Raw genomic sequence first — 26,162 nt, 5'->3', positions numbered from 1 at the left:
GCAAGCTGCTGCGTGACGTCGCCAAAGCGGTGATGGAGATCCAGTTCGCCGCCGAGGAACTTGTCGGCGCCGCGCGCGACGACCAGGTGATCGCACAGTTGAAGGACCTCGAAGCGCGCGGGTTTGCGCCATGAGCGCCGAACGCAAGGTCCGCGTCCACGTCAAGAACAACCACGCCTCACCCGATACCTTCCCGCCGACGCCGGAAGGCGAGGAAGTCTTCACCATCACGCCCGATCGGTTCGACGACGCCGCCCAGCGTCATCCCGACGTCGGACCACATCTCGATGTCGTGATCGACTGGGACACCGACAACTTCGACGACTCCATGGCGACCGCCGAGGCGCTGGTCACCTGGGACCTGCCGACCGAGAACCTCGCCGAGGTCGCGCCCAACCTCAAATGGATCCACATCATCGGCGCCGGTGTCGAACATCTATGCCCGATGGATTGGGTTCCCGATGGCGTCACGGTCGTGAACAACAAGGGCGCCCACAAGGCGAAGGCCGGCGAGTTCGCGTTGATGGCGGTCTTGATGCTGCACAACAAGATGCCGGCGGTTCAGTTCAACCAACGCTCCGCCGACTGGACATCTCTCTATTCGACGCCGATCGCCGGCAAGACCGCGCTCATTGTCGGTACCGGCAGCCTGGGCAGCGGCGCGGCGCATCAGTTGAAGAAACTCGGCATAGAGGTCTTGGGTGTCAGCCGCCATGGCCGGCCGCATCCCGACATCGACGAGATGGGGACAACCGGCGATCTGGACGCGATGCTGGCGCGCGCCGACTACGTTTTCGTCGCGACGCCTGCGACACCGGAGACGGAGAACCTGTTCGACCGTGAGCGCCTCGGCCGCATGAAACCCGGCGCCGGCATCATCAATGTCGGTCGCGCCGCCGTAATGGATTACGGCGCGCTGGTCGATCTGCTGGAAGGCGGTCACCTCTCCGGCGCCATTCTCGACGTCTTCGATCCCGAACCGCTGCCGGCGGATTCGCCGCTGTGGTCGGCACCCAATCTTGTCGTCACGCCACACATCTCCGCCGATGACGGCGACAACTACGTGCCCATCACCCTTGACCTGTTCTTCGCCAACATGCGCCGCTACCTTGCCGGCGAGCCGTTGGAGAACGTGGTCGACCCGACGCTCGGTTACTAAAGGAGACCCGCCATGAATCTTTCCGACCCCCAGACCATGGCCGAAGCGCTTGCGCCTGCCGAACGGATCGCCGAGGCCGGCGCGATGCTGGAGGAGGCCGGCGTCAAGTACATCCTGTGCTGCTGGATCGACCTGTTGGGCGTGCCGAAGACGAAGCCGGTGCCGTTGTCGGACTGGGAGCGGCTGTGTCAGGGCAAGGGCCCGCAGTTCGCCGTCCACTCCGTCTCGTTCGTGCCGGAACTGGGCCCCGCCGACCCCGATCAGATCATGGTGCCGGATCTCGACAGCCTGGTGATCTGCCCGTGGGACAAGACACTCGCCTGGGTGTTCGCTGACCTCTGGTGGAGCGACAAACCCTATAACGTCTGCCCGCGCGGAGCGCTGAAGCGCATCGTGCGCGACTGCGCCGATAAGGGTTACGCGGTCTTCGCCGGTATCGAGCCTGAGTTCATCGTCATGCGCTGGCAGGACGGCCAACCGGTGAAGGGCATCGACAACGACCCCCTGCCCGGTGAGGGCCTTCGCCCGCGCCGTCAGGCGTTCGGTTACGACGTCGAATACTCCCTCGATTCCATGGGCTACCTGGGCGAGCTCATCGACATCATCGACGGCGAGCTGGGTTGGGACCTGCACGACGTCGTCTGCGAGGGCGCCTATAGCCAGTTCGAGCTGGACTTCGGTTACACCGATGTTCTCGGCATGGCGGACCGCCTGGTGTTCCTGCGCGTGCTGGTCAAGGAGATCGCTAAGAAGCACGGCATGTTCGCGACGTTCATGCCGAAGCCGACCATCGGTGACTGGCGTTCCGGCGCGCATCTCAACACCTCGATGCAGGCGATCGACAATCTTGGTGTCAATATCTTCGAGACGGCGGATGGCGAGTGGGACGAACGCGCGCTTCTGGCGGTCGCCGGCCTGCTGCGCCACGGCGGCGCCTTGACCGCCATCTCGTGTTCGACGGTGAACTCCTATAACGGCCTGGTGCCGCGGGTCGGCGGTTTCGAGGGCGGCACGGTCACCTGGGCGCCGACCCACATGACCTATGGCTACAACAACCGCTCGTCGATGCTGCGCCTGCCGCAGGCGAGGTTCTGTATCGAGAACCGCGCCGCTGACATGTGCATGAACCCCTATTTGGCGCTGGGCCTGACGGCGGCCGCCATGACCGAAGGCATCGTCGAGAAGTACAATCCCGGCCCGCCCTTGAATGAGGACCTCTATTCGATGTCGGAGGAGGCGATCGTGAAGTCGGGCGCCCAACGCCTGCCGCGGCATCTTTTGGAGGCTGTCGAAATCCTGCGCGACGACGAGTTCGCCAAGCAGACGCTCGGCGAGCAGATGCACAGCTCCTTCATCGCCTACAAGATCGACGAGTGGGAGCGCTACCACCAGGCGGTCACCGACTGGGAAGTCGAGGAGTACCTCAGGCTCTACTGACCGGGAAGCGGATGATGGCCGACCACGAGATCTTCCGCCTGGGTGATGTCGACCTGCAGTCGGGTGAGGTACTGAGAGATGCGCGCCTCGCCTACAACACCTATGGCGAACTCTCGCCGGCGCGCGACAATGTCGTCGTCATGCCGACCTTCTATACGGGCACCCACGCGCGCAACGAAGGGTTCTTTGGGTCGGGCCGCACCATCGATCCCGCGCACCATTTCGTTATCTCGATCAACATGTTCGGCAACGGGCTTTCTTCCTCGCCCAGCAACACGGCCGCGCCCCAGGACGGCCCCCGCTTTCCGAAGACGACACTCTTTGACAACGTCTTCTGCCAGCACCGCCTGGTGACCGAAAAGTTCGGCATCGAACGCATCAAGCTGGTCTACGGCTGGTCGATGGCGGGCTGTCAGTCCTATCAGTGGGCCGCGCAGTTCCCGGAGATGGTCGAAGCGATCCTGCCGTTCTGCGCCTCGGCCAAGACATCGCCCCACAACATCGTCTTCCTGGAAGGTGTGAAGGCCGCACTGACCGCCGACAGCGCCTGGAACGGCGGCGATTATGTCGCCCAGCCCAAACGCGGCCTCGCCGCCTTCGGCCGCGTCTACGCCGGCTGGGCGTTCTCGCAGACCTTCTACCGCGAGCACCTCTATCGCGAGCAGGGCTTCGATACCCTGGAAGACCTCCTGGTCGACTGGGAGAACGACCACATCGACAACTGGGACGCCAACAACCTGCTCGCCAAGTTGTGGAGCTGGCAACACGGCGACATCAGCGCCAACCCGCTCTACCGCGATGATATTGAGAAGGCGCTCGGCGCCATCACCGCGCGCGCGATCCTGATACCATGCACCACCGATCTCTATTTCCCGCCCGAGGACAACGAGATCGAAGCCCGCCACATGCCGAACGCGGAGCTGCGCCCGTTCGACTCCCCCTGGGGACACTGCGCCGCCAGCCCGGGCAACGTCCCGGCGTTCGACGGTTTCCTGGATGACGCGTTGCGGGAGTTGGTGGGTTAGGTCTGTGGCGCGTCGAAGGCGGCGGTCGGCATACGAGACGTCGACTCACCGCCGGCTAGATCGACCTCGTCCGGCTCGAACCATGCTCCTGTATCGATGACGTTGAGCATGTGTTCAACGGTCAGCTCTTTCCACTTACCGCGCAGGCCGAGCTTCATCAGCAGGGCGTCGACGGAAACCGACGTGCCGTGGGGAAAGTAGCTGTCGAACCGGAAGCCGGCGAACCGCACGCCGAAACGTTGATGGACCTCGTCGAGAAGCCGGGTGGCATCGTCACCGGCAAGGTTGACGTCGTGATAGAGGCGGTCTGAGACGCCGAGCACCGTCGGCTTCCCGATGATGTCGGAGACGATGCGCTCCAACTCGTCCTTGGCGGATGCGCTGGTGTGGCCGCCCGACCGCGCGGCCTCGCTGTACATCGCATCGTCAAATGACAGCATGGGCATCGTCGCATCAACTGTCGCCATCGCCTGTGCCTACCCTCTACCGGTTCCGGTTCGCGTGTGATTCCCAATCGCATCGACGACCCAGACTTGCAGCGGACAGCAGCCCTGGCAGTGACAGCCGACACGAGCGATGCACGCAGGGACCCAGGCAACCGTCACTTTTCCGTCGACACACCCCTCAATTCCACACCTGTCCGACACGTGAGACGCTTGACGGACTTGCCAGATTATCGATAATCGATCTTTCTTCTGGGGAGGGGCGATGGCGGAAAACGCGCGGTTTGTGGCGGGCGAGGTGAAGTCCACCGCCGGGGTGGTCCTGGACTCCCTGCGCCAAGCCATATTAATCGGCGACATCGCCGGCGGTACGCAGCTGAAGCAGAACGAGATCGCGGCCGCGTTCAATGTCAGCGCTGCGCCGGTGCGCGAGGCACTGCACAGCCTGGTCGCCTCGGGCCTAGCGACCCAGGCGCCCAATCGCGGCGTCACCGTGGCGGTCATGTCCGAACGCGACTTTCTCGACATAATGGAGCTGCGCGCCCTCTTGGAGCCGCGGGCGTTGGAACTCTCAGCGCCGCGCCTGACCACCGCTGATCTCAGTGCCGCCGAGGCGATCCTTGATGCCGTTGCGGTCGCGGGTGGTGCCGCCGAGCGCGCGGAACTGCACTGGCAGTTTCACCTGGCGCTTTATGACAGGGCCGACCGCCCCCGGCTGCTGGCCCAGATCGAGTCGCTCTATGTCGCGATGTCGCGCTACTGGTGCCCGGTGTGGAACAAGGTCGGCTTGAGCGAGAACTGGCGCGCCATTCACGGTGGCATTGTCGATGTCCTGCGGCGAGGCGCGTTCGATGACGCCGTCCGGATGACTGAAGATCAGATCAATGCCGGGCGCGAGCGCTGGCAGTCGGAATTCAAGCGCAAGCTGGGTGACCTCGCCCAATGATCACCCACCATGACGGCTAACGACCAGGTGTTGCCATGAAGACAGCGCTGTTCGGCATCGCGTGGGCGCTCGCCTTCGTCATCCTGGAGTCCGCCCAGTTCGTCTTCTTCGGCGGGCTGTTCCAGCGCATGAGTTCGTTTCTGTTCGGCTTTCTGGTGTTCGGCATCATCGCGGTCGGCTTCATCGGCTGGGCGGCGATCACCGCGCCAAGCCAGGTCAAGGCCGCGCTGGCAAATCCACGGCCCCTGATCGCCGCCAACGTCGCGGTCGTCTTCGCGGTCGGCGCCTATCTGCTCTCTGTCCAGCTTATCGAACCGGCGATCACCTACACCATCTCCGGCGGCGTCATGCCGATGACCGCCTATCTCGCCTACCGCTTCGGCGTGGCAGAGGGCGAACCCATGCGCAACACGACCGAGTCGCTCGGCAACATCCTGCTGTTCGCCGGCGTGGTCTATCTCGCGGTCGTCACGATCGGCGGCTGGTCCGGGTTCGTGCGCGGCGATGCGGGGACCGCGATCCTTGGCGTGCTGCTGGCGGTTGTCGACGGTGTCATGTTCACCTGGGTCTTGATCTTCTGCCAGCGGCTCGATCGCGTCGGCGTCGGGCCGGGCGCGGTGTTCGGCCTGCGCTTCCCGCTCTATGTGATGTTCGCCGGCGGCTTCGCCGTGCTCGGCTTCGACCACAAAGGCGCCGTCCCGCTCTCCGACATGGCGGTCATGGTCGCGCTGGGCCTGGTGCTGACGGTGCCGCCGCTCTATGCGCTACAACGCGCCATCGCGTCAGTCTCGACGCTCACCATCGGCACGCTCACCGCGCTCGGCCCCTTCGTCATCTTCGCGCTGCAGATGATCGAGGGCCGCGTCGCCTATTCGACGGCGACGCTGGCCGGCCTTGGCGTGTTCTTCGTCGGTGCCATGTTGGCGTCCGCCGGCGCGGTCAACGCGACCGTCAGCGAGCAGCGCCAATAGGCATCATTCATCCATCAGCTCGCCCAGCTCGGCGCCACCGATCAGCGTCTCCACATAACCGAACGTGCCGTCGTCCTGTGCCTCGCGCGCGGCGGCGATGAAGCCGGTCAGGGCGGCCTTGTAGAGCGAGGTCGCCAGGCTTATGCGTTTGACGCCGGCGGCTTCCAAATCCGCCTTGGCGAACGACCGGCCGGGCACGCCAACCATGAAGTTGAGCGGCTTGTCGAGCGCGCCGCACACCGCTTTCACTGCATCCAGATCCGGCAGGCCGGGCGCCATCAGGACATCCGCGCCGGCGTCCTGATAGGCGACAAGGCGCGCGATCGTGTCGTCGAGATCGGGATTGCCGCGCAGGAAGTTCTCCGCGCGCCCGGTCAGCGTGAACGCAAACCCGACGCCGGACGCCGCCTCGGCCGCCGCGGCGATGCGCTCGGCGGCTTCCGACTTGTCATAGAGCCGGTCCGCCTCATTGCCGGCGAAATCCTCGATCGAGCAACCGACCAGGCCGCTATCGGCCGCCAGCCGGATGGTTTCGGCGACATAGTCGGGCGCATGACCGAAACCATTCTCGAAGTCGCCGGAGACCGGCACGTCGACGATGGCGGCAACATCGCGCGCATGGACCAGGACGTCATCGCGGCTGACCTCGCCATCGCCGCGGCCCAGGGTGTTGGCGAACGCGCCACTCGAGGTCGCGACCGCTTGGAAGCCCAGACCGGCGACGATTCTTGCCGAGCCGGCGTCCCAGATGTTGCCCATGACGAAGGCGCCTGGACCTTCGTGCAGGGCGCGAAAGCGTGCGGCCTTGTCGTGCTGCGATTGTGTCATGGCGTGGCTCTCCGGTTGCGGTTCGCCGCATGGTACGCGGCGGCGCCGTCGGGGCGCGAGGGCCAATCTGGCCGGCGGCAGAGGGCCATTGCCAGGCCGGCCCGGCCGCCCTATCAGGTATACCGTTCCGACGGAGATGATCGAAGCGACTATGAGCCGCCTTGACCAAGATGCCCGGCTGAACCGGCGTCTGGCCCACGACCGGCCGGACCGCCGGTTCACCGCCAACGACGACGCGGCGTGGGGCGAGCTGATCGAACCGGCGCCCGGCGAAAAGGCCGCCAAGCGCGACACCGGCATGCGCATCCTGCTGTTTGCCAGCATGGCGATGGGCCTGCGCGCGGTGCAGACGGTGACGGCGTATGAAGAACGCCACCGCGAGCGTATCAACCTCGTTGGCCTTGTGACCGACGACCCGGCGAACGCCGGTGCCAAGATCAGTCTTAAGCGGCGCCTGTGGCAGTATCTCGACGCCGATCAGCGCCTTACCATGGAAACCGCCACGATCGAAACCGCGCTCGAACGGGGCACGTCGGTTTACACCGGAGAGATCAAGGTCGACTGGTTCCGCCAGTGGGCCCGCGAACGGCGACCCGATGTCATTCTGGTCTGCGGTCTCGGCCAGGTACTCGATCGGGTGCTGATCGATCTGCCGCCCTATGGCAGCTACAACTTTCACCCGGCGGACCTCGCCCACCATCACGGTGCGGGCGCTGCGCCGTTTGGCGACATCGCCGAACGCGACGCCAGAACGACCGTGTGGTCCGTACACCAGGTGACCGAGGTGGTCGATGCCGGCCCCGTAATTGGCCAGTCGCCGCCGGTCAACATCCGTGACACGGAAGGCGCCATTCCCGACACGCTCGCGATGTTCGAGAAGATGCTTGAACCGCTTCCCACCATGGTCACGGTCTTGCTCGATACCCTGGTCATGCGGTTCGAGAACGAGCAAAAGGGCGATATCGACGACGTGGACTTCGACGCTTGCTTTCCAGCTGCCGTCAAGACACGCATCCTGGAACCGGTCGCTGACCCAAGGACACCTGCGGCGCCCACGGACCGCGACTAGAGCACGTGTCTCACCACGCCGGTCAGGCGGCGGCCTCGACCATCCGCAGGACCGTGTCCTCGATCCGCCCGTCAAGGCCGCGGCTCATCGATGGCAGGGCACGGTCGGGCCCGAAGTAAGGCGTCGATCCGACCAACAACGCGTAGATCATGATGCCGATCTGGCGGCAGGCCCGTTTGTCCAGATCCGGCCGCATCGCGCCGACGACGCCGGCATAACGTCCGGTGACCCAGCGGTGCCAGGTGTTGCTGAGGCGCCTGAGCTCCCGGTCGCGCTCGGCCAGCGACCAGCGCTCGCGCACCTGGGCGACGAACCGGGGGTCCCGGTTGGCGGCCAATTCGAACGCGACGAGCCGACATAGCCTTGTGCGCGCATCCCGCGCCGGCGCATCGTGGACGTCCTGCCAGGTGCGCTTGTGGGTCTCGATCTGCTCGGCGAACGCGGCCTGCAGAAGATGGGATCGGGTCGGAAAGTAGTACTGCAGGTTGCCCTTGCTGATACCGACGCGCCGGGCGACCGCCTCCAGCGTCAACTCGGTGTAACCCGTCTCCACCACGGCATCGAGCGCGGCCCGCAGGATCTGCGCGGCGCGGCGCGTCCCTTTGCGCGTCGCCGCCGCATCGCCGCGCACGCCCTCGCCCAGGGTCGCCGGCAGGTAGTCGGCGGATGCGTTCATCATGGTTTCCATTGACTTTAGGTCGTTGGCCTATATTTTTAGGCCCCTGGCCCATTCTGTCAATCTCTAAGAAGGGACCGAAACCTTGTCTGTCCGCGACCTTGCGCCCGTTGTCCTTCTGCCCGGCCTTCTCGACGACATCCAGATGTGGCGCCATCAGCTCGACCATCTGGGCGATGTCGCGCGGCCGATTGCCGTCGACCTGCTGGACCAGGAGACTGTCGGCGACGGCGCTGCGCGGGTACTGGACACTATCAGTGGCTCTTTCGCCCTGGTCGGGTTCTCCATGGGTGGATATGTCGCCTTTGAGATTCTCCGCCGCGCGCGCGAGCGCGTCACCAAGCTGGCGCTGATCGGCACATCCGCGCGTGCCGATAACGAGGAGCGCACGGCCGACCGTCACCGTCAGATCGCGCTTGCCCAATCGGGCAAGTATCCGGCCATCGTCGACCAGGCCCTGCCCAATGTCATCCACCCCAGCCGCCATAACGATGAAGCGCTCATGACGGAACTGCGCACCATGGCGCTGCGCGTCGGCGCCGAGGCCTTCGTGCGCCAGCAACGCACCATCATGAGCCGGCCCGACAGCCGCCCCGACCTTGCCGCGATAGATTGTCCGACACTGGTGATTTGCGGACGTCAGGATACGCTGATCCCGCCGGAGCATTCGGAGGAAATGGGCGATGGCATTTCCGGCGCGCGCGTCACCTTGATTGAGGACTGCAATCACTATGCCCCCATGGAGCGCCCCCACGCGGTTACAGCCCTTTTGCAGCAATGGTTGCGCTATGGGTGAACCATGAGGGCGATCGATGCCGATGTGGTCATCATTGGTGCCGGCATCGCCGGTCTGACGGCGGCTTGGCGCCTGCGTGAAGCCGGTCACTCTGTCGCCGTTCTTGAAGCCAACAGCCGCGTCGGCGGCCGCATCTACGGCTTTTCCATCGCCGAGCGGGTGGTGCAACTCGGCGGACGCTGGATCGGGCCCGGGCAGGACGCCATCAAGCGGCTTGCGGACGCGTTCGGCGTCGCGGTCAAGCCGCTGCAAATCTTCGACGATGCGGCCGAGGCGCGCGGCGTCACCCAACCCGAGCTGATCGAGTCGATACGCGAAATCGACAACGCCGCTCAGATGGTGCCGCTGGATCAACCGTGGACCGTGCCGGACGCCGACGTGCTTGACGGCCAAACGCTTGCCACATGGCTGTCGACCACATTCGGTCCGCAGCACGCCGCGACCCTGGGCGACATCCTGACCGGCTTCCTGCCAGAGCCTCAGGATGTCTCTCTGCTCCACGCGCTCTTCTATCTTAAATCAAACGGTGGGTTCGCGAGCATCCTGGGCCTGGACGGGCCGGCCCATGACAGCGAGATCTTCGTCGGCGGCGCGCATGCCCTGACCGATAAACTGGCGGACCGCCTGGGCGATGCGATCTATCTGGAAACATCAGCCATGTCGGTACGTCACGACGACAGTGGCGTCGCCGTGGTCGGCGACGATCTGACCGTTGACGCAAGCCACGCCATTGTCACGCTGCCGCCGGTGCTCGCCGGTCGCCTGCGCTGGGATCCACCGTTGTCGCCGGCCCGCGACTATCTGACTCAACGCATGCCGATCCGCGGCAAGATCACCGCCGCGGCGATGTACGACCAGCCGTTCTGGCGCGATGCCGGCATCACGAGCTATGCGTCCGACGCCATGATCGCCTGGGACGAAGGCGGCGATGAGCTTCCCGCCGCCTTCACCATGCTGGTTTCGATCCGCCGCTCGCGCCAGATCTGGACACTGCCGGACGGCGACCGCCAGGGTGCCCTGCTCGACGACCTTGCCGCCGGCCTTGGCCCCGCCGCGCGCGACGCCCATGCCGTGCACATGGTCAACTGGGCCGCCGAACCCTGGAGCCGGGGTTGCAACTCATTCATGACCACCGGCGTTTGGACGAACTGGGGACACGCCTTGCGTCAACCGGTCGGACGGATCCGTTGGGCCGGCGCCGAGATCAGCGAGCAGTTTGCCGGTCAAATGGAAGGCGCGGTCCGAACCGCCGAGGCCGCGGCAAAGGCCGTGCACGACGCACTGGCATAAGACAAAAGGGAGAGAACCGTGATGGACACCCGACTTGGCGCCTTGATCACCCAGGCTGAGTGCGACGCCGTGATGGCGCCGATCGGCGACGCCATGACGCCGCCGCCGCCGGCCTTCACCGACGACGACTGGCTGGCGCTTGAAGCCGAACGCATCTTCCGGCGCAACTGGACAGCGGTGATGTTCGACTGCGCCCTACCCGACCCCGGCGACGCCCACACCTTTGATCTCTTCGGTATGCCGCTCCTTGCCCTGCGCGGCGATGACGGCATCTTGCGCGTCTTCCACAACATCTGCCCCTATGACGGCTGCCCCGCCGTGCGCGGCGATCGCAAGGGTCTGGCGGAGATCGAGGTGCTCTATCACGGCTGGCGCTACGACCTGCGCGGTCAGTTGGTCGACGCGCCTTATTGGTCCGGCAAGCCGCAGACTGGACCCGGCGAACTCAACGGCCATGACGGCAATCTGGTCGAGATTCGCACGGCCGTGCGCATTGGCACCGTCTTCATCGATATCGACGGCGCCGCCCCCGATATTGACGACTGGCTTGCGCCATGGATACGCGCGGTCGGCGGCGACTACGCGGTCGAACGCCTGGTGCCCGCCCGTGACGGCGACGGCAAACCGCTGATCGAAGCCCGAACGGTCAAGGCCAACTGGAAGACCTATCAGGAAAACGCCTCGATCAATCTGCTGCATGAGGGTTTCACGCACGATCTCTATCGCAAGTCGCAGGAGGTGCCGCGCGTCGATGCCGATGGCAATCCGGGCTTCAAACTCTTCATGGACGATGCGCTCGTCGCTTTCGGGCATAGCCGGCAGAAAAGCGGCAAGACCTATGATCCCATTCGTCTGCCGACTGCCGGTCACGACATTCAACGACAGCCCGACTGGGGCTACTTCACGACGCTATACCCAAACGTCAACGTGCCGTTGCTGGATGCTTTCATGAAGGTGAACATCGCCGTGCCCGTGGCACCGAACGAGACGTATCTGCAGCACCTGCGCTTCTACAGTCCCGAGGCACTTGCCGACGACTGCTTCCAAGCCGAGGAAACCTCGGTTCAGACACTCTTTGACGTCGTGCACTATGAAGACAAGCTCGCCATAGAGGCGGTCCAAAGCGCGCGCCACTCACCAGTCTGGGGTCAGCACTTCTACGCACCGTTCTGGGACGACCTGCACCACTATTTCAACAAGCTCGTCATGACCGACATGATGCGTCCCTGATACGCCGCTGGTCCAGATAAGGCCGCCAAATCATCCAAGTGTCCCGCCCGACCGTACCATGCAGGTGTGCAAGGTCGGGCCGATATGTCGTGACAAAACGTTGCGCAGAAACCCTAACTCTATGATGGATATTCTGAGACGCGGATCACCGCATGGCCGAAACCAACGCGTAAAAATCGTCTTTCGATAGGATTGCGGGAATGGGGAACTCGAGACGCCTGCAACGCCACGTGCGGGCCATGCGATACAACACGGTGGTGTCGCGGTAGCTCAACGAAAGTGATACATGAACCGCGCATTCCGCTTAAGCTGAAACGCCGCTGTGAACCATAACGTCAAATGTAGAGTATCAGTGTTGTAATCTTGGTGATTTGTAAGCCAGATTGGGAAACTGTACGCAACGACGGAGCAACTTTGGCGCGCCGCCATACGTTGTCGCCGTCGTCGAAAGAGACGTGAAGAGCACCGCCCTTTGACGAGCCGGAAGTCGCGTGACGGGCACGAAGGCGGAGGAGGACATCGGACCTTGACGGTCGGCAAGCGAGCAAGCGGAGCCTGATCCGCCGGCCGCCGCGATCGGCCGGACCACTGTCCGACATGAGCATGACGGTGATTGACGCCTTGAAGACCGCGAAGCAGCGATGACATCACGATGACCAGGGAACGCACACCGCTGAAACAAGCCGTCCGCGCCATGCGCCGGACATTTTTGGCCGTCGGTTTCTTCAGCATGTTCATCAACATCCTGATGCTGACGGCGCCGCTTTACATGCTTCAGGTGTTCGACCGCGTCCTGACCAGCGGCAGCGAATCGACTTTGGTGTCGCTTACCGTGCTGGCCGTCGGCCTGGTTATGGTTATGGGTTTCCTGGAGGTCATGCGCAGCCGCATCCTGGTGCGCATCGGGGCGCGGCTTGACGAGCAGCTTGGCGATTTCGTGTTCACCGCAACGTTCGCGCGCAGCTTGTCGGCGGCGCGGCTGGACCGCGGCGAAGCACTGCGTGACTTGGTTTCGCTGCGCCAGTTCATGGCCACGACCGGGCCGGTCGCCTTGTTCGATGCGCCGTGGACGCCGATCTATTTGCTTGTCATCTTCCTGTTCCACCCGCTGCTGGGATTCGTCGCGCTATCGAGCGCGCTGCTTCTGTTCGCGCTGGCGCTGATCAACGAAGTCCGCACCAGGCCGCCGATTGAAGAGGCCGGCAGGCATGCGGCCGAAGCCGAGATGTTCGCACAGTCCAGCCTGCGCAACGCCGAAGCCATACAGGCCATGGGCATGATGCCGGCGTTGCGCAGCATGTGGCGCGGCCGCCACCAGTCCTCGCTTCACCTGCAGAGCGTTGCCAGCGACCGCGGCGGCACAATCAGCGCGATGTCGAAGTCGATCCGCCTGATCGCGCAGCTCGCCATTCTGGGAACCGGCGCTTACCTCGCCATCATGCAGATCATCACGCCCGGCGTCATGATTGCCGCGTCCATCATCATGGCACGCGCCCTGCAACCGGTGGAGCAGGCCATCGTTAGCTGGCGCGCCTTCGTCTCGGCGCGTCAGTCCTATCGCCGCCTGAAACAGCTCCTGACCAACGTCGGCGATCAGCCCGATCGCATGCGCCTGCCCAAACCGAGTGGCGCCGTGGCGTTGGATCGCGTCGTGGCGGTCCCGCCGGGCGCCAGCGCACCGTCCCTGAATCGAATCAGTTTCGAACTGCAGCCGGGCACCGCGGTCGGCGTCATCGGACCGACCGGCGCCGGCAAATCCAGCCTGGCGCGCATCCTGGTCGGTGTCTGGCAGCCCTATGACGGAACGGTGCGGCTGGACGGCGCCGAACTCTCGAACTATCTGCCCGACGAACTGGGCAGTTGCATCGGCTACCTGCCGCAGGATGTCGAGCTTTTCGACGGCACCATCGGCCATAACATCGCACGCTTCTGCGAAGACGCGACGCCGGAGGAGATCGTCGCGGCGGCGAAGCTCGCCAACGTCCACGATATGATCCTGCACCTGCCCCAGGGCTACGATACGCCGATCGGCGAAGGCGGGCGGCGCTTGTCAGGCGGCCAACGGCAACGCATCGCGCTGGCCCGCGCGCTATTCCGCGAGCCCTCGCTGATCGTGCTCGACGAGCCCAATGCCAGCCTGGATGCCGATGGCGACAAAGCGTTGAGCGAAGCTATCGTGACCATGAAGGAACGCGGCAAGACCGTCGTCGTCATGGCGCACAGGCCAAGTGCGATTGCCGCCGTCGATCAACTCATCATGATGCGCGACGGGCGGATCGAGACCTTCGGCGAGAAGCAGGACGTCCTGCGCAAGGTCATGGTCCGGCGAACCGAAGAGGTGCAGTTGGAGGACGCGTCATGAGTATGACGCTGCTCGGATCAGACGGCCGCGAGGTCGTGCCGATAAGGCGCTCGTCGGCGCGCCGTTTCATCGTGCTGGGCTTGATCGTCGTCGTCATCTTGTTCGGCGGCATCGGGACCTGGGCGGCGACCGCCCAACTGTCCAGCGCCGCAATTGCGCCCGGGGTGGTGGCGGTCGACACCAACTGGCGTACCATCCAGCACCTGGAGGGCGGCATTGTCGCCGCGATCTTCGTGCGCGACGGTGATTACGTCGAAGAAGGCGATCTGCTGCTACGCCTCGACGCGACAAGGGCCGAAGCCTCGATCACGATTATCGAAGGCCAACTCGATCTGGCGCTCGCCACCGAGGCGCGGCTGATTGCCGAACGCGACGGCGCCGATGCGATCGTCTTTCCCACGGGGCTGTTCGAACGGCACGGTGAACCGGAAGTCGCCATGATCATGTCCGGCCAGGAGCTCTTGTTCGTTGCCAGACGCGACAGTCTGGCTGGACAAGTCAGCATCTTGAACCAGCGCATCGACCAGTTGCGCAACCAGATTAAAGGGCTGGAGGTACAGCAATCGGCAAGCTACGCCCAGATCACGCTGATCGAGCAGGAGCTTGACGGCCTGCGCGAACTTTATGACGAGGGCTATGTCACGCGCAGCCGCATTCTGGCGCTGGAACGCGAGTCCGAACGTTTGCGCGGCGAGCGCGGCGAGGATCTGGCGGCGATCGCCGAGTCCGAGGCCGCCATCGGCGAGGCGTCGCTGCAGATACTTCAGCTTGAGAAGGGTCTGCGCGAGGAAGTCGTCGCCGAATTGCGTGACGTGCAGTCTGAGATCTTCGATCTGGAGCAACGCCAGATCGGTGCCGCCGACATCCTGAACCGCATCGAGGTTCGCGCCCCGTCCAGCGGTACGGTTCTGGGCTTGAACGCTCACACGGTGGGTGGCGTCATCTCGCCGGGCGACGACATCATGAACATCGTGCCCGAGGGTGACCCGCTGATCATCGAGGCCCGCGTCCAGCCCAACGACATCGAGAACGTCATCACCGGTCAAACAGCCGAAGTCAGGTTCTCCGGCTTGAGCCAGCGCGACACCCCGACGCTGAACGGCCAGGTGCTGACCATCTCCGCCGACCGCCTGACCGACCAGCAGCGCGGCGAGGACTATTACGAGGCCCGTGTCATCATTCCGCAAGACGAGATCGAGCGACTGAACGACGTCGAGCTTGTCCCGGGCATGCCAGCGGAAGTCATGATCCTTACCGGCGAACGCACGGCGCTGAACTACCTCCTCGAACCGATCCAGGCCGGACTGAACCGATCGTTCCGGGAATAGGCCGGGTCCCCTGCTCCGGGATACCCGCCTGGACCAGAGCCGCCGTCAGCAGGCCCCAGTCTTCCGGATAGCCATATGGCTGCGCTCCCTTGATGCCGCCTGCCGTTTTGGGCCCACCTACACCACGACGTCGACAAACTCGTCTTGGCCGACATGAAACGCGCGTGAGATCCCGACGGTTGACACCGAGCGATAAACGAACATTGTTCAATTCTATCGCTCCTGGCCGAAAGGAGAACCGTGGGACGCCGCAGCGATCACACGCGTGAGGAACTGACGGAACTTGCGCTTACCGCCGGACACGACATCGTCGCGACAAAGGGGCTCGCTGCCCTCACCGCGCGCGCCGTTGCCGAACGCATCGGCTATTCGCCAGGCACGATCTACAGCCTGTTCGAGAACTTCGATGAGCTCGTGCTGCACGTCAACGCCCGCACGCTGGACCGGCTCTATGAGCAAATGGCGAAGGTCGAGCTGGGCGATGACATCACCGCCAACCTCGAGGCCTTGCTGGTCTGCTACTTCAAGTTTGCCGAAGACCACCAACGCGATTGGGCCGCCGTCCTCGACTATACCGTTCCCGGACGGGTAAGCCTGCCGCCCTGGTACACCCCGCACGTCGATCAAACGATCGCCATTCTTGAGCGCGCTGTCGCGCCTGAGATCACCGCCAACCGCCGCCGCTCATTCGCGTTGATCGCCTGGGCCAGTGTTCACGGCCTGATGGTTCTCGCCAATGCCGGCAACCTCGCGGCTTTTGGCGAGCCAAAACCCGCTGATCTGGCGCATGACATGGTGCGCTACCTGGCCACCGGCGCCGCGGCTGACGAGGCCACGTCGGCCCGTTAGGAGCGTCAATTCAGCGCCCCGTCGTTCAAGGCGGCGACGCGATCATTGATGACACCGGACAAGTCGCCGACCGTCGCCATCTCGGCTAGATCACCATCGGACAACCGCAACCCGAACTGCTCCTCCAGATCCAGCGCCAGCTCGACATACGCAAACGAGTCGGCGACCGCATCGATAATCGGCGTTGCCGGATCGAAGCTGGCGATCGGATTGATCAGATGACTATCGACAACACGGTCGATCTCATTGCGCTCAATCATGATGACACCCTCTTCACGTTAAGGCCGATTGTGCGCGCCAACCGCTCTGTCGCGTCGCTGACCGTTTCGGAGAACACCGTGCGGTCGGCATCGCGGTAGCGCGCCAGCGTGGCTTCGACCGTCGCTTCGCCGTAGTCGGCCCACATACCTTTGAGCGCTTCGCGCACCCATGCGAGATGCCAGCGTTCGTCATCCATGATAGTCCGCAACGTCGCCGCCACCTGGGGCGTCAGTTCAGGCGCCTTCAGATGACGCGCGTACTGACCGATCACGCGCTGCTCGAAGACCAGCGTCGCGGCCAGCACCTCCATCAGACTGCCCGGCGCGCCGATCACCGACGCATACTGGTCCTGATAGGCGCGATCCAGCTTCAGCGGCTCCTTGCCGAGACGTTTCAGGCAGTCGGTCCAAAGCCAGGCGTGCTGTGCTTCATCGGCGAAGTGTTTCGTCAGTTCGCCCTGCAACGGGTGATCGCCGACCGTCTTGATCACGCGGCCGAAGAACAATGACCCCGTAATCTCCGAGAGGCGGTAGTAGCTGAGTGTCCATAGGCTGTCGTTGTCGATCATCATGAAAATCCCCATCGGGTGGCGACAAGATGGCGGCAGACACGCGCCGTCAAAACGGCGCGCGATAGGCTGGTGTGACACCGAATGCCGGGCATGGCAGCGCCGGTCTCGACGGCATGGTTGACGTAAAGCTGCCGCGCGAAAGGCGCAATCACGCGGTTGGCCTGGCGCACCAGATCCGTGCTGAAGCGGTCGACCGCCTCGGATAGAGCGGTAAAGGCTTGCCAGTCGCACCATGGCGGCAACGCCATTGTTCTCGCGCGATAGCGTGGTGTATCGGAAAAGGCCTCGTGGGCGCCGGCAATGATGTCGCCCAACGACGCAGGCTCCCGCGCATCCGGCACGACGTTGAAAACCTGCTCCAGCGGAGCTGACATCACGATTTCGCGTATCGGCTGATCGAGTTCTTCGGCCGTCGCCAGATAGAGCGGCGTTTCGGACTTGCCCGGAACGACGGGAAGCAGACCGTGAAACAGGAGCCTCAGCGCGTTATGCACCGCATTGACTTGCACGACCCGGCCGGCGTCGTTGTCGGCGACGACGGTCGGCAGACGCAGGATACGCCACGGCAGGTCGCCGGCTGACCGTCCGACAATCTCCTCGGCCATCCACTTGGAACGTTCATAATGGTTGGCGAACGCCTCGGGCATGGGCAGCAATGCTTCGGCGATCGGCGCCTCCTTCAGGCCGGCCACATAGAGCGTGCTGAGCAGGTTGATGGATTGGAGCCGCGGACAGGCGCGTGCCAGATCGACCACGTGTTGTGTGCCCGCCACGTTGATCGCGACGGCTTCGTCATACGCGACACCGAACTGGGTGACGGCCGCGCCATGAACGATATCAGTGACGGCATGCTGGTCGACATCGGCAAACGGGGCGTTATTTGTAAGGTCGCCATGAAGCGTCGTGACGGTGGCGCCTTCTCGTGTGAGGTCGGCACAAAGCCGCGCCGTCCGCGCCTTCGCGTCCTCGCGCGACGGCGCACGAACCCACAGCACAAGGTGCGCATCAGGATCGCGTGCCAACGCCCGCGCCACGCGTGCGCCCATATAGCCCGCCGCACCGGTGATCAGGATGGTTCGCGTTGTCATCTAGGCCTCCAGAACCTGTTGGGGACCGGGAACGGCGGGCCACGCCGCGGCATCGGTGCCGTGGCGTTCGTTCATGGCGGCCAGCCAGCGATCCAGACCGAACGCGACACAGCCGGTCGATGCGGTGTTGCCCGCGACACGTATATCGAAAGCGTTGGCGAAGTGGTGACGATGGTTGTTGAGCGACGCGATCGCCAGATCGTCGCCGACCGTCAGCTCCGTCTTCGCGCCCGCAAGCGTCTGGTAGAAGGCTTTCGTATCGCCGGGACCAAAGAACGGATCCGAAGCCGCCATCAATGAGACATTCAGGCCCAGAAGCCGCGCGATCGTCGCCAGGTGCCCACGCCATGCGTTCAAGAACGATCTGACATCACCATCCGTCCCGATGCACACGACTTCCCGCATCGTGAACGCCCACTGGCGCCGGTGGACGGCGTAATGGCGTTCATGGCGCCAGCACGTGTTGGAGGTCGTAATCAGCAACCGCCCGTCACGATCCGTGCCGGCAATAGCGTCATACAGCGGCAGACAGGCAGCCGGAGCCAAAGCATGTGGCTGGTGCGCACAGTCGACCGCAGCCTCACGGCTTTGCGTCATGGGCACGGGAACCGTGACATGCTGAGGAAACGAGTCGCAGTATCCGGCGCGCTGCAGCGTGGACATTGCAATCAAAGGCGCGAACCGCCAGACCTCTGCGCCATCGGCACGGGCCAATGCGACAATCATCGCATCGAGGTCATCAACGAAGTCGAGTTCGACGCCGTGCAAGGGCCTTGCGCTAAGCCCTGCCAGGTCCGAATGATCAAGACAGAGATGGTTCATAAGACGTCTCCGCAAACAGATGGCGCGTCATGGCGTTAATGCTCGCAAACGCATTGGGTTCGAAACGCGCGAGGTCTACCGGCCGGCCGGTACGCTCCTCGATCACCAGCAACAGCTCGACAAAGTCGGTGGAGTCCAGGAGGCCATCAGCGAACAGCGCGGTCTCATCGTCGAACGACGACACCGGTTCGCCACTTGTCTCGGCCACCCAGTCGCGCAGCCAGCTACGAATGTCAGCGTGCGCGGTCATGACACCGCCGGACCGACAGGATCCAGACGCGACAGCAGGCGCCGGCAGCCGCGCAAGGTCCAGTCGCGACGCTGTTGTGACGCCTCGCTGGCTATGGCGCGGCGACGCAGCGCGAAGACGTCGCCAAGGCCGGCATCGGCATAGACTTCGGGATTGAACAAGAGTCGCCACGACTGATCGGCAAACCGCTCCAGCTTGTGAGCGACGGCATGGCGCTCATCCGCTGTCCAGTCTGACGCGCGCGCGGCTACAATGTCGTTCAAGAAGCTCCTGCCAAATGCCAAATGGCGGGCTTCATCAACGTGATGGCGGCGGTGGATCTCCCGCACGACGGGCGCCAGCGTTTGATCGCGCGCCATCGTGCGGTTGAACGCATCGACGATCTCCTCGAAGACGGCGATGCGGGCAAAGAACAACAGGTCGCCGTCCGGCCCGTGGTCATCGGACATGGCGAGCGAACGTTCGGCGTAAACCTTGCCGGCATAACGGCGGCAGAACGTCGCGAACATCGCGCTATGACGCACCTCCTCTTCCAGAAAGTGCTGGAGATAGCCGCGATGGGCGGCAAATCGCGGTTCGTTCAGGCGCGCGGCGATGCCTTTGATCACGTGAGTTTCGCCGTGGATGTTGAGGCTGAAAAAGTTCGCCGCCTCGAACAGGGTAAGCCGTCGCCGCGCCGCATCATCCATCCCGGCATAATCCTCGGTGCCGGCAAGCGACACCAGGTCGGGCGCGAAGCATAGATCGTCATCATCCAGGTGTTCCGGCCAACGGATCGGCGCTTCGCCGGCCGACTCTTCGGACAGTGTCACCAGGCGGTCGTAGCCCTTGGTTTTGGCGTGGTTCATCATGACGTCACCTCCAGAAGCACCGCCTGCCAGTTCATGCCGAAACCGGCCATGACCATAAGCACGCGCTCGCCTTGCTTGAGCTGACCACTCGCCGCCAGGCTGTGCAGGTTGATGATGTTGTCCGCGGCTATGACGTGGCCGACATCGCCCAGCGTGGCGCAGGCAACGCGTTCTTCGGGCAGCTGCAGCAGTCGCGCCATGACCAGCCATGCCGCGCGGTTCATGTTCTGCGGCACCAGCCAATCGACATCCGCAATGCCGAGTCCGGCACGGGCGACGGTCTCGCCGATCAGGCGCTGGGTGTGGGAAAAGTACGCGCCGACCGTCTCGTCGTCCGACGCTGCGGCCAATGTACCGTTGGTCAACTGATGGCAGGCGAGCACGCGGAAGGGACCTTCGCACTTGCTGATCCGAAATGCCGCCGACCCGTCGGAGATGACGTTGTAGCTTTGCTCATAAGTCGCACCTTCGGGAAATCGATCGGCGCTGACACAGATGACCTGACCCAGATCGGGTTCGGCGGCCAGCAGGCCGCGCGCGACCCGGATTGCGCCCAACGTTGCCGTGCACGCCTGTTGGTTCAGTCCGATGACCGCCGTATCGGCGAGGCCAAGTTGAACCTGGAGACGGCTTGCCGGGAAGTCCATGAGGTGACGGACATCGCCGGTTTCCTCGCACGTCACGGGATCACCCAGATTGCCGTTCGGCGTTAACGCCGTTGCGAAGATCAGGATCGGCGCGGCGCATAGCGGCGCTTGAAAGCGATCCAGACTCCGCGCGGCAAGATCGACCACCGTGGTCTGTGGTCGGCACAGATGGTGTGTCCGGAAACCCGCGTTTAGGAGGGCGTCGGGATCGGAGACCAGCCGGCCCGCCTTGGCGCTCTCATGCACCGTGACCGCATCGTCACCCAGCGCATAGGCAAGATCGCTTAGGAAGATGTCTTGCATGACTGTTCTATCCCCTCAACGGAAGGAAATGACCGGTGCGACGCATATAGGCCTCATACGTGGCGCCAAGCGTCGAACCCAGAAGCCGCCGCTCCTCACGGCGCGCCGTCAGGAAGAGCGCGGCAAACCCCCACAGCAGGCAGACCAATGTGACCGTTGACGGCGCGGCGAAGACGGCCGCCAGAAGCGCGGCCAGAAAGGCCGTGTAAAAGGGATGGCGCACCAGGCGATAGGGGCCGTCGGTAACGATCTCCTCGGGCGCGTCATCGCTCTGGTGCCACAGCGCAATACGGCGGCGATGGATGCCGAGCGTGTAGGTCGTCAGCGCCAGCGCGAATGACGCCGCCAGTGTCGCCAGTATCGTGAAAGCCAAGGCAACCGGTTGCGGCAACTGCCAGATCGGCGCGAGCCCCAGATAGGTGACCGGCAGCGCGGCACCGGCGACAAAGAACGGTGCCGCCGTCAGCCACCAGCGCAGGTTCAGCCCACCACGCCGCTGGAAGAAGATCACCGGCAGGGCGCCGATCAAGGCAAACAGACCGCCAATCAGAACAAACAGAACGGCATCCATGGAGAACCTCCCGCCCCTTTTGGAACATGTCCGAAAGGCGCATTAATTGAACACCGTTCAGTTATATGGGATCAATTAAACGTCGTTCAATTAATTTCTTGAGATGCCGCCGTTTTGGGCCAAATAGCCCAAAAACTGCAGGATTCAGCGGTTTTTCTGTCGTCGGGAATCGACATGGCGCGCGCCAGCGCCTATGCAGGTGGTGGGAGGCAGGTGACATGATCTCAGCGCTTTGGACGAGCTTTGCGACCATCATGGGCGTATGGTTGATCACGATGATCAGCCTGGTCGCGAACCTTCTGGCCACCGTCTACGCGACGGCGACCCGGTCGCGGCAGCTTGGCATGCGCCACGCCACCGACCGGTAAACGCATCGCGGCCATACCCACCATCGCCTCGTCACGGTTAGATCCACCAAAGCACCGCCATGCAGTACAGAGCAGAGATTGACGGCCTTCGTGCTCTCGCGGTTATCCCGGTCATCCTGTTCCATGCCGGCTTCGATCTCTTCGGCGGCGGCTATGTCGGTGTCGACGTCTTCTTTGTCATCAGCGGCTACCTGATCACCACCATCATCCACACGGAGATCCAAGCCGGTTCGTTTTCAATCCTCGGCTTCTATGACCGGCGGATCAGACGAATATTGCCGGCGCTCATGCTGGTGTGCCTGGTCTCGATCCCGTTTGCCTGGATGTGGATGCTGCCGAACGAGTTCCGGAACTTCGCCCAAAGTCTGGTCGCGATCAGCGTCTTTGCATCGAACATCCTGTTCTGGCTGGAAAGCGACTATTTCGCCGCGGCCGCCGAGCTGAAACCCATGCTGCACACATGGTCGCTGGCGGTTGAAGAGCAGTTCTATGTCTTCTTCCCGCTCTTCCTGTTGTTGTTCCGGCGCCTGACGGTCAAGTCGCTGCTCGCCGTCATCATCCTGTGCGCCATTGTCAGCCTGGCACTGGCCGAGTGGGCCTCGACAACGCACCCCATCGCCAACTTCTACCTGTTGCCGACACGCGCCTGGGAACTGGCGGTGGGCGCCATGCTGGCGCTGACAGCGCCGACCTGGCTGCGGACCGACGGCGTCGTCGCACAAACCGGATCGGCCCTTGGCTTCGGCATGATCCTTTATGCCGTCTTTGCCTTCGATGAGAGCACGCCCTTCCCCAGCCTTTGGGCGCTGATCCCGGTCATCGGCACGGCCCTGGTTGTCGCGTTCACACGACCGCGCACGCTGGTCGGCAGGATGTTGTGCTGGAGCCCGGTGGTCGGTATCGGGCTGATCAGCTACAGCGCCTATCTCTGGCACCAGCCCTTGTTCGCGTTCGCGCGTATCCGCTTGCTGGATCATGTCACGCCGGATGTCTATCTGGGCCTAAGCGTCGCCGCCCTGGTCCTGGCTTATCTGTCGTGGCGATTTGTCGAACGCCCGTTCCGACAAAGGACGGTCTTTTCACGCAGGCAGATCTTCGTCGGCGCGGCTTGCGTCTCGGTTCTGGTGGCCGGCTTCGGCATGTTTGGCCATCTCACCCGCGGCCTGCCACAACGCTTGCCGCCCGACGCCATTCAGATGGCCGCATTGAGCGGACGGCCGGATGCCAGGACCCGAGACTGCCATGCCAACATTGCCGACCAATCTGTCCTTGATGAATCCTGTCTCCACGCCGGTGAACGGTCCGACAATTTGATCATCTGGGGCGACAGCCATGCGGTCGAACTGGCGGGCGCACTGACCGATACCCTTGCCGCGCATGATACGTCGGTCCGTCAGTTCTCTAGCAGCGCCTGTGTTCCCGCTCTCGGCGTGTATCGTGCCCGAGCCGGACTCGAATGCGTCCGCTTTACAGAGCACGTCATGGACTACCTGTTGGAACAGCCGCCCACCACGATTGTCGTTGTGGCGAGATGGCCGGTGCACCTTGAACTCGAGCCATTTGACAACATGGAAGGCGGTGTCCTTCCCGATCACCTCAATGATGTATCCATCCCGCTTGGCAGTGAGCGCAGCGCGGCTTTCGATCCCGACCGTATCGACAAGGTCGGAACGCTCTATCGCGAAACGGTCGAGAGCCTTCTGGCCAACGGTCATCGCGTCGTGCTGGTCTATCCGGTGCCTGAAGTCGGATGGAGTGTCCCGATCCATCTGGCGCGCGAAATCCAGTTCGGCATCGAGCGCGAGGGGCCGCTTTCCACCAGCCACGATGTCTTTCGCGAGCGCACGGCACAATCCTACCAACAGCTCGACTTGCTGGGTGAGAACGCAAACCTGATCCGCGTCAAACCCGAGACCGCTTTCTGCGACACCTATGTCGCCGGACGGTGCGTCGCCCAGTTGGATGGTGATCCGCTCTACTTCGACGGTCACCACGTCAATACTAAGGGCGCGACGATGATCGCCGATCAGATTATTGACGCCATGACACAGAAGGGTTGGCTGGCAGGGCCCTGAAGCCGAATGGCGGCTCGCGTTTACTGCTCGGGAATGCCCGCCCGCACCAGGGATGCCGTCAGCGTCTCCCAGTCTTCCGCATTGCTGTAGGGCTGCGCACTATCGATGCTGCTAATGCTGAGGTCCGGCGACAGGGCAAGCGCCTCAGCAGCGGCGGCTTGCGCATCGTTGGGCCGCCCTGCCTGGTCGTAGACGAAGGCCAGATTGACCAGCGTCCAGGCGCGACGGTTGTCGTTCTCGGCCCGGCTCACCGCATCGAGCGCCCAGTCGACGGCCTGGTCCACCTCACCCTTGAACGTGTAGTCGCGCGACAAATAGAGCGAGTACCAGCTTGGATAAACCGGATTGATAAGCATTGCCCGGTCGATCAGCTCGATCGACTTGTCGTATTGCCGGTTGAACGACGCGAGGAACCCGGCAAGCGCCAGGACGAACGAGTTGTTGGGGTCAAGCTCGGTCGCGCTTGACGTCTTCGCCATGGCCTCGTCGTAGCGGCCCGCGACCTGATCGATAAAGGCGTTCAGAATGTCGAGCTCGGCCTGTTCGGCGTCGGAGGTCTGCTCGTCTAATGCCGCGGCCTTTTCAAGAAGCGTCGCCGCTTTCTCCAGCGACGCCGTGGGGTCGTCGCTATGGCCCCATTGGGCATCGCGGATATAGGTGCGCGCCTCCAGCAAATAGGCTTCGCGGTAATTGGGATCGAGCGCCAGAACTTCCTTGATCAATCGCCGCGCTTCCATCGACCCCTGGCGACTGTACTCGCGGAACTCGGCCTCGGCCCGCATCAGCGCCAGATAGGCATCGACATTGTCGGTGCTGGCGCCGCGAACGGCCGCCTGATAGCCCTCTGTCAACTGCACCTGGAGCGAAACGAGCACCCTGAGCGCGATCTCGTCCTGGAGACTGAAGAGATCGCCGACATGGCGATCGTAGCGGCCGGTCCATAGGTTCTCGCCACGCAAGGTATCGGCGAGCTCGACAAGTATGCGCGCGTTGTCGCCGGATAGCTGCACCGTGCCGTCAACGACATAGGCGACGTTCAGGTCCTGACCGACCTGACGGACATCGACCGGCTGATCCTTGTAGCTGTTGATGGAGTTGCGCGAGATCACGAAGATCTCGGGCACATCAGCCAGCGCGCTGATGATGGATGCCGTCATGCCGTCGGCAATCATGTTGCCCTCGTCGCTCATCGAGAGGTTCTCGAACGGCAAAACGGCGATCGAGGGCCGGTTCGGAAAACGTTCGGACGAGGTCTCCGGTATGACTGTTGTCTGATTTTGGCTCAGGACAAACCAGGCGCCGCCGGCACCGATCAGCACCAGCACCAGCGCCGCGGCGGCAGTCAACATCGTTGTCCGTTTGATCTGCCGTTTGGACCTGACCTTCGGTGGCGCTTCCACGAACGCCGCGGCCTTTTCGTCCAGCACGACGTCATAGACCGCATCGGGCTCGGGATGGATCTTGACCCGGCGCTCGACAATCTGGTCGAAGTTGAGATCGGCGGCGGGGGTGATGTCGTCATGCACCAGGCCGGAGATGCAGACACCGCCCAGGAAGGCGAGCTCGGAAAGGCCGCCGGCTACGCTCTCCGGACCGCCGGATCCTCCAGCATCGGCCTCGGGATCGGTGACGGCCTCGATGCCGATCCGGTAGTGGATCTGCCGATCCTCGCGCCGCTTCTTGTTGCGTTCGCGCATCGCGATCTGCATGTCGATCGCGAAGGCGACCGCCTGCATGCAGGTCTCGAAGGCGATCACCAGGCGATCGTCGACCGCCTTTGTTATCGAGCCGCCGTGACGGGCAAGCCGAATGTCGACAATTTCGGCGCGGATACGCTTCAAAGACGCCGCCGCGCGCGTCTCATCCATCCGCATGAGGCGCGAATATCCGACGATCGCCGTCGACAAAATGGCCGAATATTGGTTCATAGAGGCTCCGTGCAGCGG

At 63.5% G+C, this 26,162-nt stretch carries 26 protein-coding genes; 14 read left to right on the top strand and 12 right to left on the bottom strand.

Annotated elements, in window-relative coordinates:
• The first annotated feature begins 130 nt into the window (after positions 1-130).
• From AAF563_14840 to AAF563_14830, 3 genes are read left to right on the top strand one after another with little or no spacing between them, the layout of a single operon-like run.
• Positions 131-1,159: a D-2-hydroxyacid dehydrogenase gene (locus tag AAF563_14840; protein ID MEM7122556.1), complete on the top strand. Its 1,029-nt coding sequence runs from the start codon at positions 131-133 to the stop codon at positions 1,157-1,159.
• A gap of 12 nt (positions 1,160-1,171) precedes the next feature.
• Positions 1,172-2,596, top strand: coding sequence for a glutamine synthetase (locus AAF563_14835; protein MEM7122555.1), 1,425 nt, complete (start codon positions 1,172-1,174; stop codon positions 2,594-2,596).
• A 14-nt stretch (positions 2,597-2,610) separates the two neighbouring features.
• Positions 2,611-3,621, top strand: a complete 1,011-nt coding sequence (locus tag AAF563_14830; protein MEM7122554.1) for an alpha/beta fold hydrolase — start codon at positions 2,611-2,613, stop codon at positions 3,619-3,621.
• Here AAF563_14830 and AAF563_14825 read toward each other — a convergent pair.
• Positions 3,618-4,088, bottom strand: coding sequence for a DUF1493 family protein (locus AAF563_14825; GenBank protein MEM7122553.1), 471 nt, complete (start codon positions 4,086-4,088; stop codon positions 3,618-3,620). The two genes, AAF563_14830 and AAF563_14825, sit on opposite strands and share 4 nt — an antisense overlap.
• A gap of 241 nt (positions 4,089-4,329) precedes the next feature.
• On the opposite strand from AAF563_14825, the gene AAF563_14820 reads away from it, so the two are divergent.
• Both AAF563_14820 and AAF563_14815 read left to right on the top strand, forming a co-directional pair.
• The gene (locus AAF563_14820) at positions 4,330-5,010 is read left to right on the top strand and encodes a GntR family transcriptional regulator (protein MEM7122552.1); all 681 of its coding nucleotides are present in this window, start codon (positions 4,330-4,332) and stop codon (positions 5,008-5,010) included.
• A gap of 35 nt (positions 5,011-5,045) precedes the next feature.
• Complete coding sequence (locus AAF563_14815) at positions 5,046-5,981, top strand: hypothetical protein (protein ID MEM7122551.1); 936 nt, start codon at positions 5,046-5,048, stop codon at positions 5,979-5,981.
• 3 nt (positions 5,982-5,984) lie between these two features.
• On the opposite strand, the gene AAF563_14810 is transcribed toward AAF563_14815, so the two are convergent.
• Entirely contained in the window at positions 5,985-6,809 is an 825-nt protein-coding gene (locus AAF563_14810) for an isocitrate lyase/phosphoenolpyruvate mutase family protein (protein ID MEM7122550.1), read from the bottom strand.
• A 151-nt stretch (positions 6,810-6,960) separates the two neighbouring features.
• On the opposite strand from AAF563_14810, the gene AAF563_14805 reads away from it, so the two are divergent.
• The gene (locus AAF563_14805) at positions 6,961-7,878 is read left to right on the top strand and encodes a formyltransferase family protein (protein ID MEM7122549.1); all 918 of its coding nucleotides are present in this window, start codon (positions 6,961-6,963) and stop codon (positions 7,876-7,878) included.
• 22 nt (positions 7,879-7,900) lie between these two features.
• Here AAF563_14805 and AAF563_14800 read toward each other — a convergent pair whose 3' ends face one another.
• Positions 7,901-8,557 carry a TetR/AcrR family transcriptional regulator gene (locus AAF563_14800; GenBank protein MEM7122548.1) on the bottom strand — a complete coding sequence of 219 codons (657 nt, stop codon included), beginning with the start codon at positions 8,555-8,557 and terminating at the stop codon, positions 7,901-7,903.
• An 82-nt stretch (positions 8,558-8,639) separates the two neighbouring features.
• Here AAF563_14800 and AAF563_14795 point away from each other — a divergent pair, with 82 nt between their 5' ends.
• The 6 genes from AAF563_14795 (at position 8,640) to AAF563_14770 (ending at position 16,409) form a co-directional block, all read left to right on the top strand.
• A complete protein-coding gene (locus AAF563_14795) occupies positions 8,640-9,350 on the top strand; it encodes an alpha/beta fold hydrolase (protein ID MEM7122547.1) in 711 nt (236 codons plus the stop codon).
• A 3-nt stretch (positions 9,351-9,353) separates the two neighbouring features.
• Entirely contained in the window at positions 9,354-10,640 is a 1,287-nt protein-coding gene (locus AAF563_14790; GenBank protein ID MEM7122546.1) for an FAD-dependent oxidoreductase, read from the top strand.
• A 21-nt stretch (positions 10,641-10,661) separates the two neighbouring features.
• On the top strand, positions 10,662-11,870 hold the full coding sequence (locus AAF563_14785) for an SRPBCC family protein (GenBank protein MEM7122545.1): 1,209 nt from the start codon (positions 10,662-10,664) through the stop codon (positions 11,868-11,870).
• 652 nt (positions 11,871-12,522) lie between these two features.
• Positions 12,523-14,232 carry a type I secretion system permease/ATPase gene (locus AAF563_14780; protein MEM7122544.1) on the top strand — a complete coding sequence of 570 codons (1,710 nt, stop codon included), beginning with the start codon at positions 12,523-12,525 and terminating at the stop codon, positions 14,230-14,232.
• Positions 14,229-15,560, top strand: coding sequence for an HlyD family type I secretion periplasmic adaptor subunit (locus AAF563_14775; GenBank protein ID MEM7122543.1), 1,332 nt, complete (start codon positions 14,229-14,231; stop codon positions 15,558-15,560). Before AAF563_14780 ends, AAF563_14775 begins: the two co-directional genes overlap by 4 nt.
• A 240-nt stretch (positions 15,561-15,800) precedes the next feature.
• Positions 15,801-16,409, top strand: coding sequence for a TetR/AcrR family transcriptional regulator (locus tag AAF563_14770; GenBank protein MEM7122542.1), 609 nt, complete (start codon positions 15,801-15,803; stop codon positions 16,407-16,409).
• 5 nt (positions 16,410-16,414) lie between these two features.
• Here AAF563_14770 and AAF563_14765 read toward each other — a convergent pair whose 3' ends face one another.
• From AAF563_14765 to AAF563_14730, 8 genes are read right to left on the bottom strand one after another with little or no spacing between them, the layout of a single operon-like run.
• Positions 16,415-16,669 (bottom strand): acyl carrier protein, encoded by a 255-nt coding sequence (locus AAF563_14765; protein MEM7122541.1) that lies wholly within the window; start codon positions 16,667-16,669, stop codon positions 16,415-16,417.
• A complete protein-coding gene (locus AAF563_14760) occupies positions 16,666-17,241 on the bottom strand; it encodes a ferritin-like domain-containing protein (protein ID MEM7122540.1) in 576 nt (191 codons plus the stop codon). Before AAF563_14760 ends, AAF563_14765 begins: the two co-directional genes overlap by 4 nt.
• Positions 17,238-18,329, bottom strand: coding sequence for an SDR family oxidoreductase (locus tag AAF563_14755; GenBank protein MEM7122539.1), 1,092 nt, complete (start codon positions 18,327-18,329; stop codon positions 17,238-17,240). Before AAF563_14755 ends, AAF563_14760 begins: the two co-directional genes overlap by 4 nt.
• Positions 18,330-19,151 (bottom strand): hypothetical protein, encoded by an 822-nt coding sequence (locus AAF563_14750; protein MEM7122538.1) that lies wholly within the window; start codon positions 19,149-19,151, stop codon positions 18,330-18,332.
• Positions 19,132-19,401: an acyl carrier protein gene (locus tag AAF563_14745; GenBank protein ID MEM7122537.1), complete on the bottom strand. Its 270-nt coding sequence runs from the start codon at positions 19,399-19,401 to the stop codon at positions 19,132-19,134. Before AAF563_14745 ends, AAF563_14750 begins: the two co-directional genes overlap by 20 nt.
• Positions 19,398-20,252: a diiron oxygenase gene (locus AAF563_14740; protein ID MEM7122536.1), complete on the bottom strand. Its 855-nt coding sequence runs from the start codon at positions 20,250-20,252 to the stop codon at positions 19,398-19,400. Before AAF563_14740 ends, AAF563_14745 begins: the two co-directional genes overlap by 4 nt.
• On the bottom strand, positions 20,249-21,202 hold the full coding sequence (locus AAF563_14735; GenBank protein MEM7122535.1) for a 3-oxoacyl-[acyl-carrier-protein] synthase III C-terminal domain-containing protein: 954 nt from the start codon (positions 21,200-21,202) through the stop codon (positions 20,249-20,251). Before AAF563_14735 ends, AAF563_14740 begins: the two co-directional genes overlap by 4 nt.
• A gap of 7 nt (positions 21,203-21,209) precedes the next feature.
• Positions 21,210-21,773: an isoprenylcysteine carboxylmethyltransferase family protein gene (locus tag AAF563_14730; protein MEM7122534.1), complete on the bottom strand. Its 564-nt coding sequence runs from the start codon at positions 21,771-21,773 to the stop codon at positions 21,210-21,212.
• Positions 21,774-21,991: 218 nt separating this feature from the next.
• On the opposite strand from AAF563_14730, the gene AAF563_14725 reads away from it, so the two are divergent.
• Together AAF563_14725 and AAF563_14720 are read left to right on the top strand one after the other, a co-directional pair.
• A complete protein-coding gene (locus AAF563_14725; GenBank protein MEM7122533.1) occupies positions 21,992-22,141 on the top strand; it encodes a hypothetical protein in 150 nt (49 codons plus the stop codon).
• A gap of 59 nt (positions 22,142-22,200) precedes the next feature.
• Positions 22,201-24,216, top strand: a complete 2,016-nt coding sequence (locus AAF563_14720; protein MEM7122532.1) for an acyltransferase family protein — start codon at positions 22,201-22,203, stop codon at positions 24,214-24,216.
• 20 nt (positions 24,217-24,236) lie between these two features.
• On the opposite strand, the gene AAF563_14715 is transcribed toward AAF563_14720, so the two are convergent.
• A complete protein-coding gene (locus tag AAF563_14715; protein ID MEM7122531.1) occupies positions 24,237-26,144 on the bottom strand; it encodes a hypothetical protein in 1,908 nt (635 codons plus the stop codon).
• Between the last annotated feature and the right edge of the window lie 18 nt (positions 26,145-26,162).

The sequence above is a fragment of the Pseudomonadota bacterium genome (genome assembly GCA_039028155.1).
In the GTDB taxonomy this organism is placed as follows: Bacteria; Pseudomonadota; Alphaproteobacteria; order SP197; family SP197; genus JANQGO01.
Note: the sequence above shows the minus strand (reverse complement) of the source record. Positions and strands in the feature narration are given on the sequence as shown.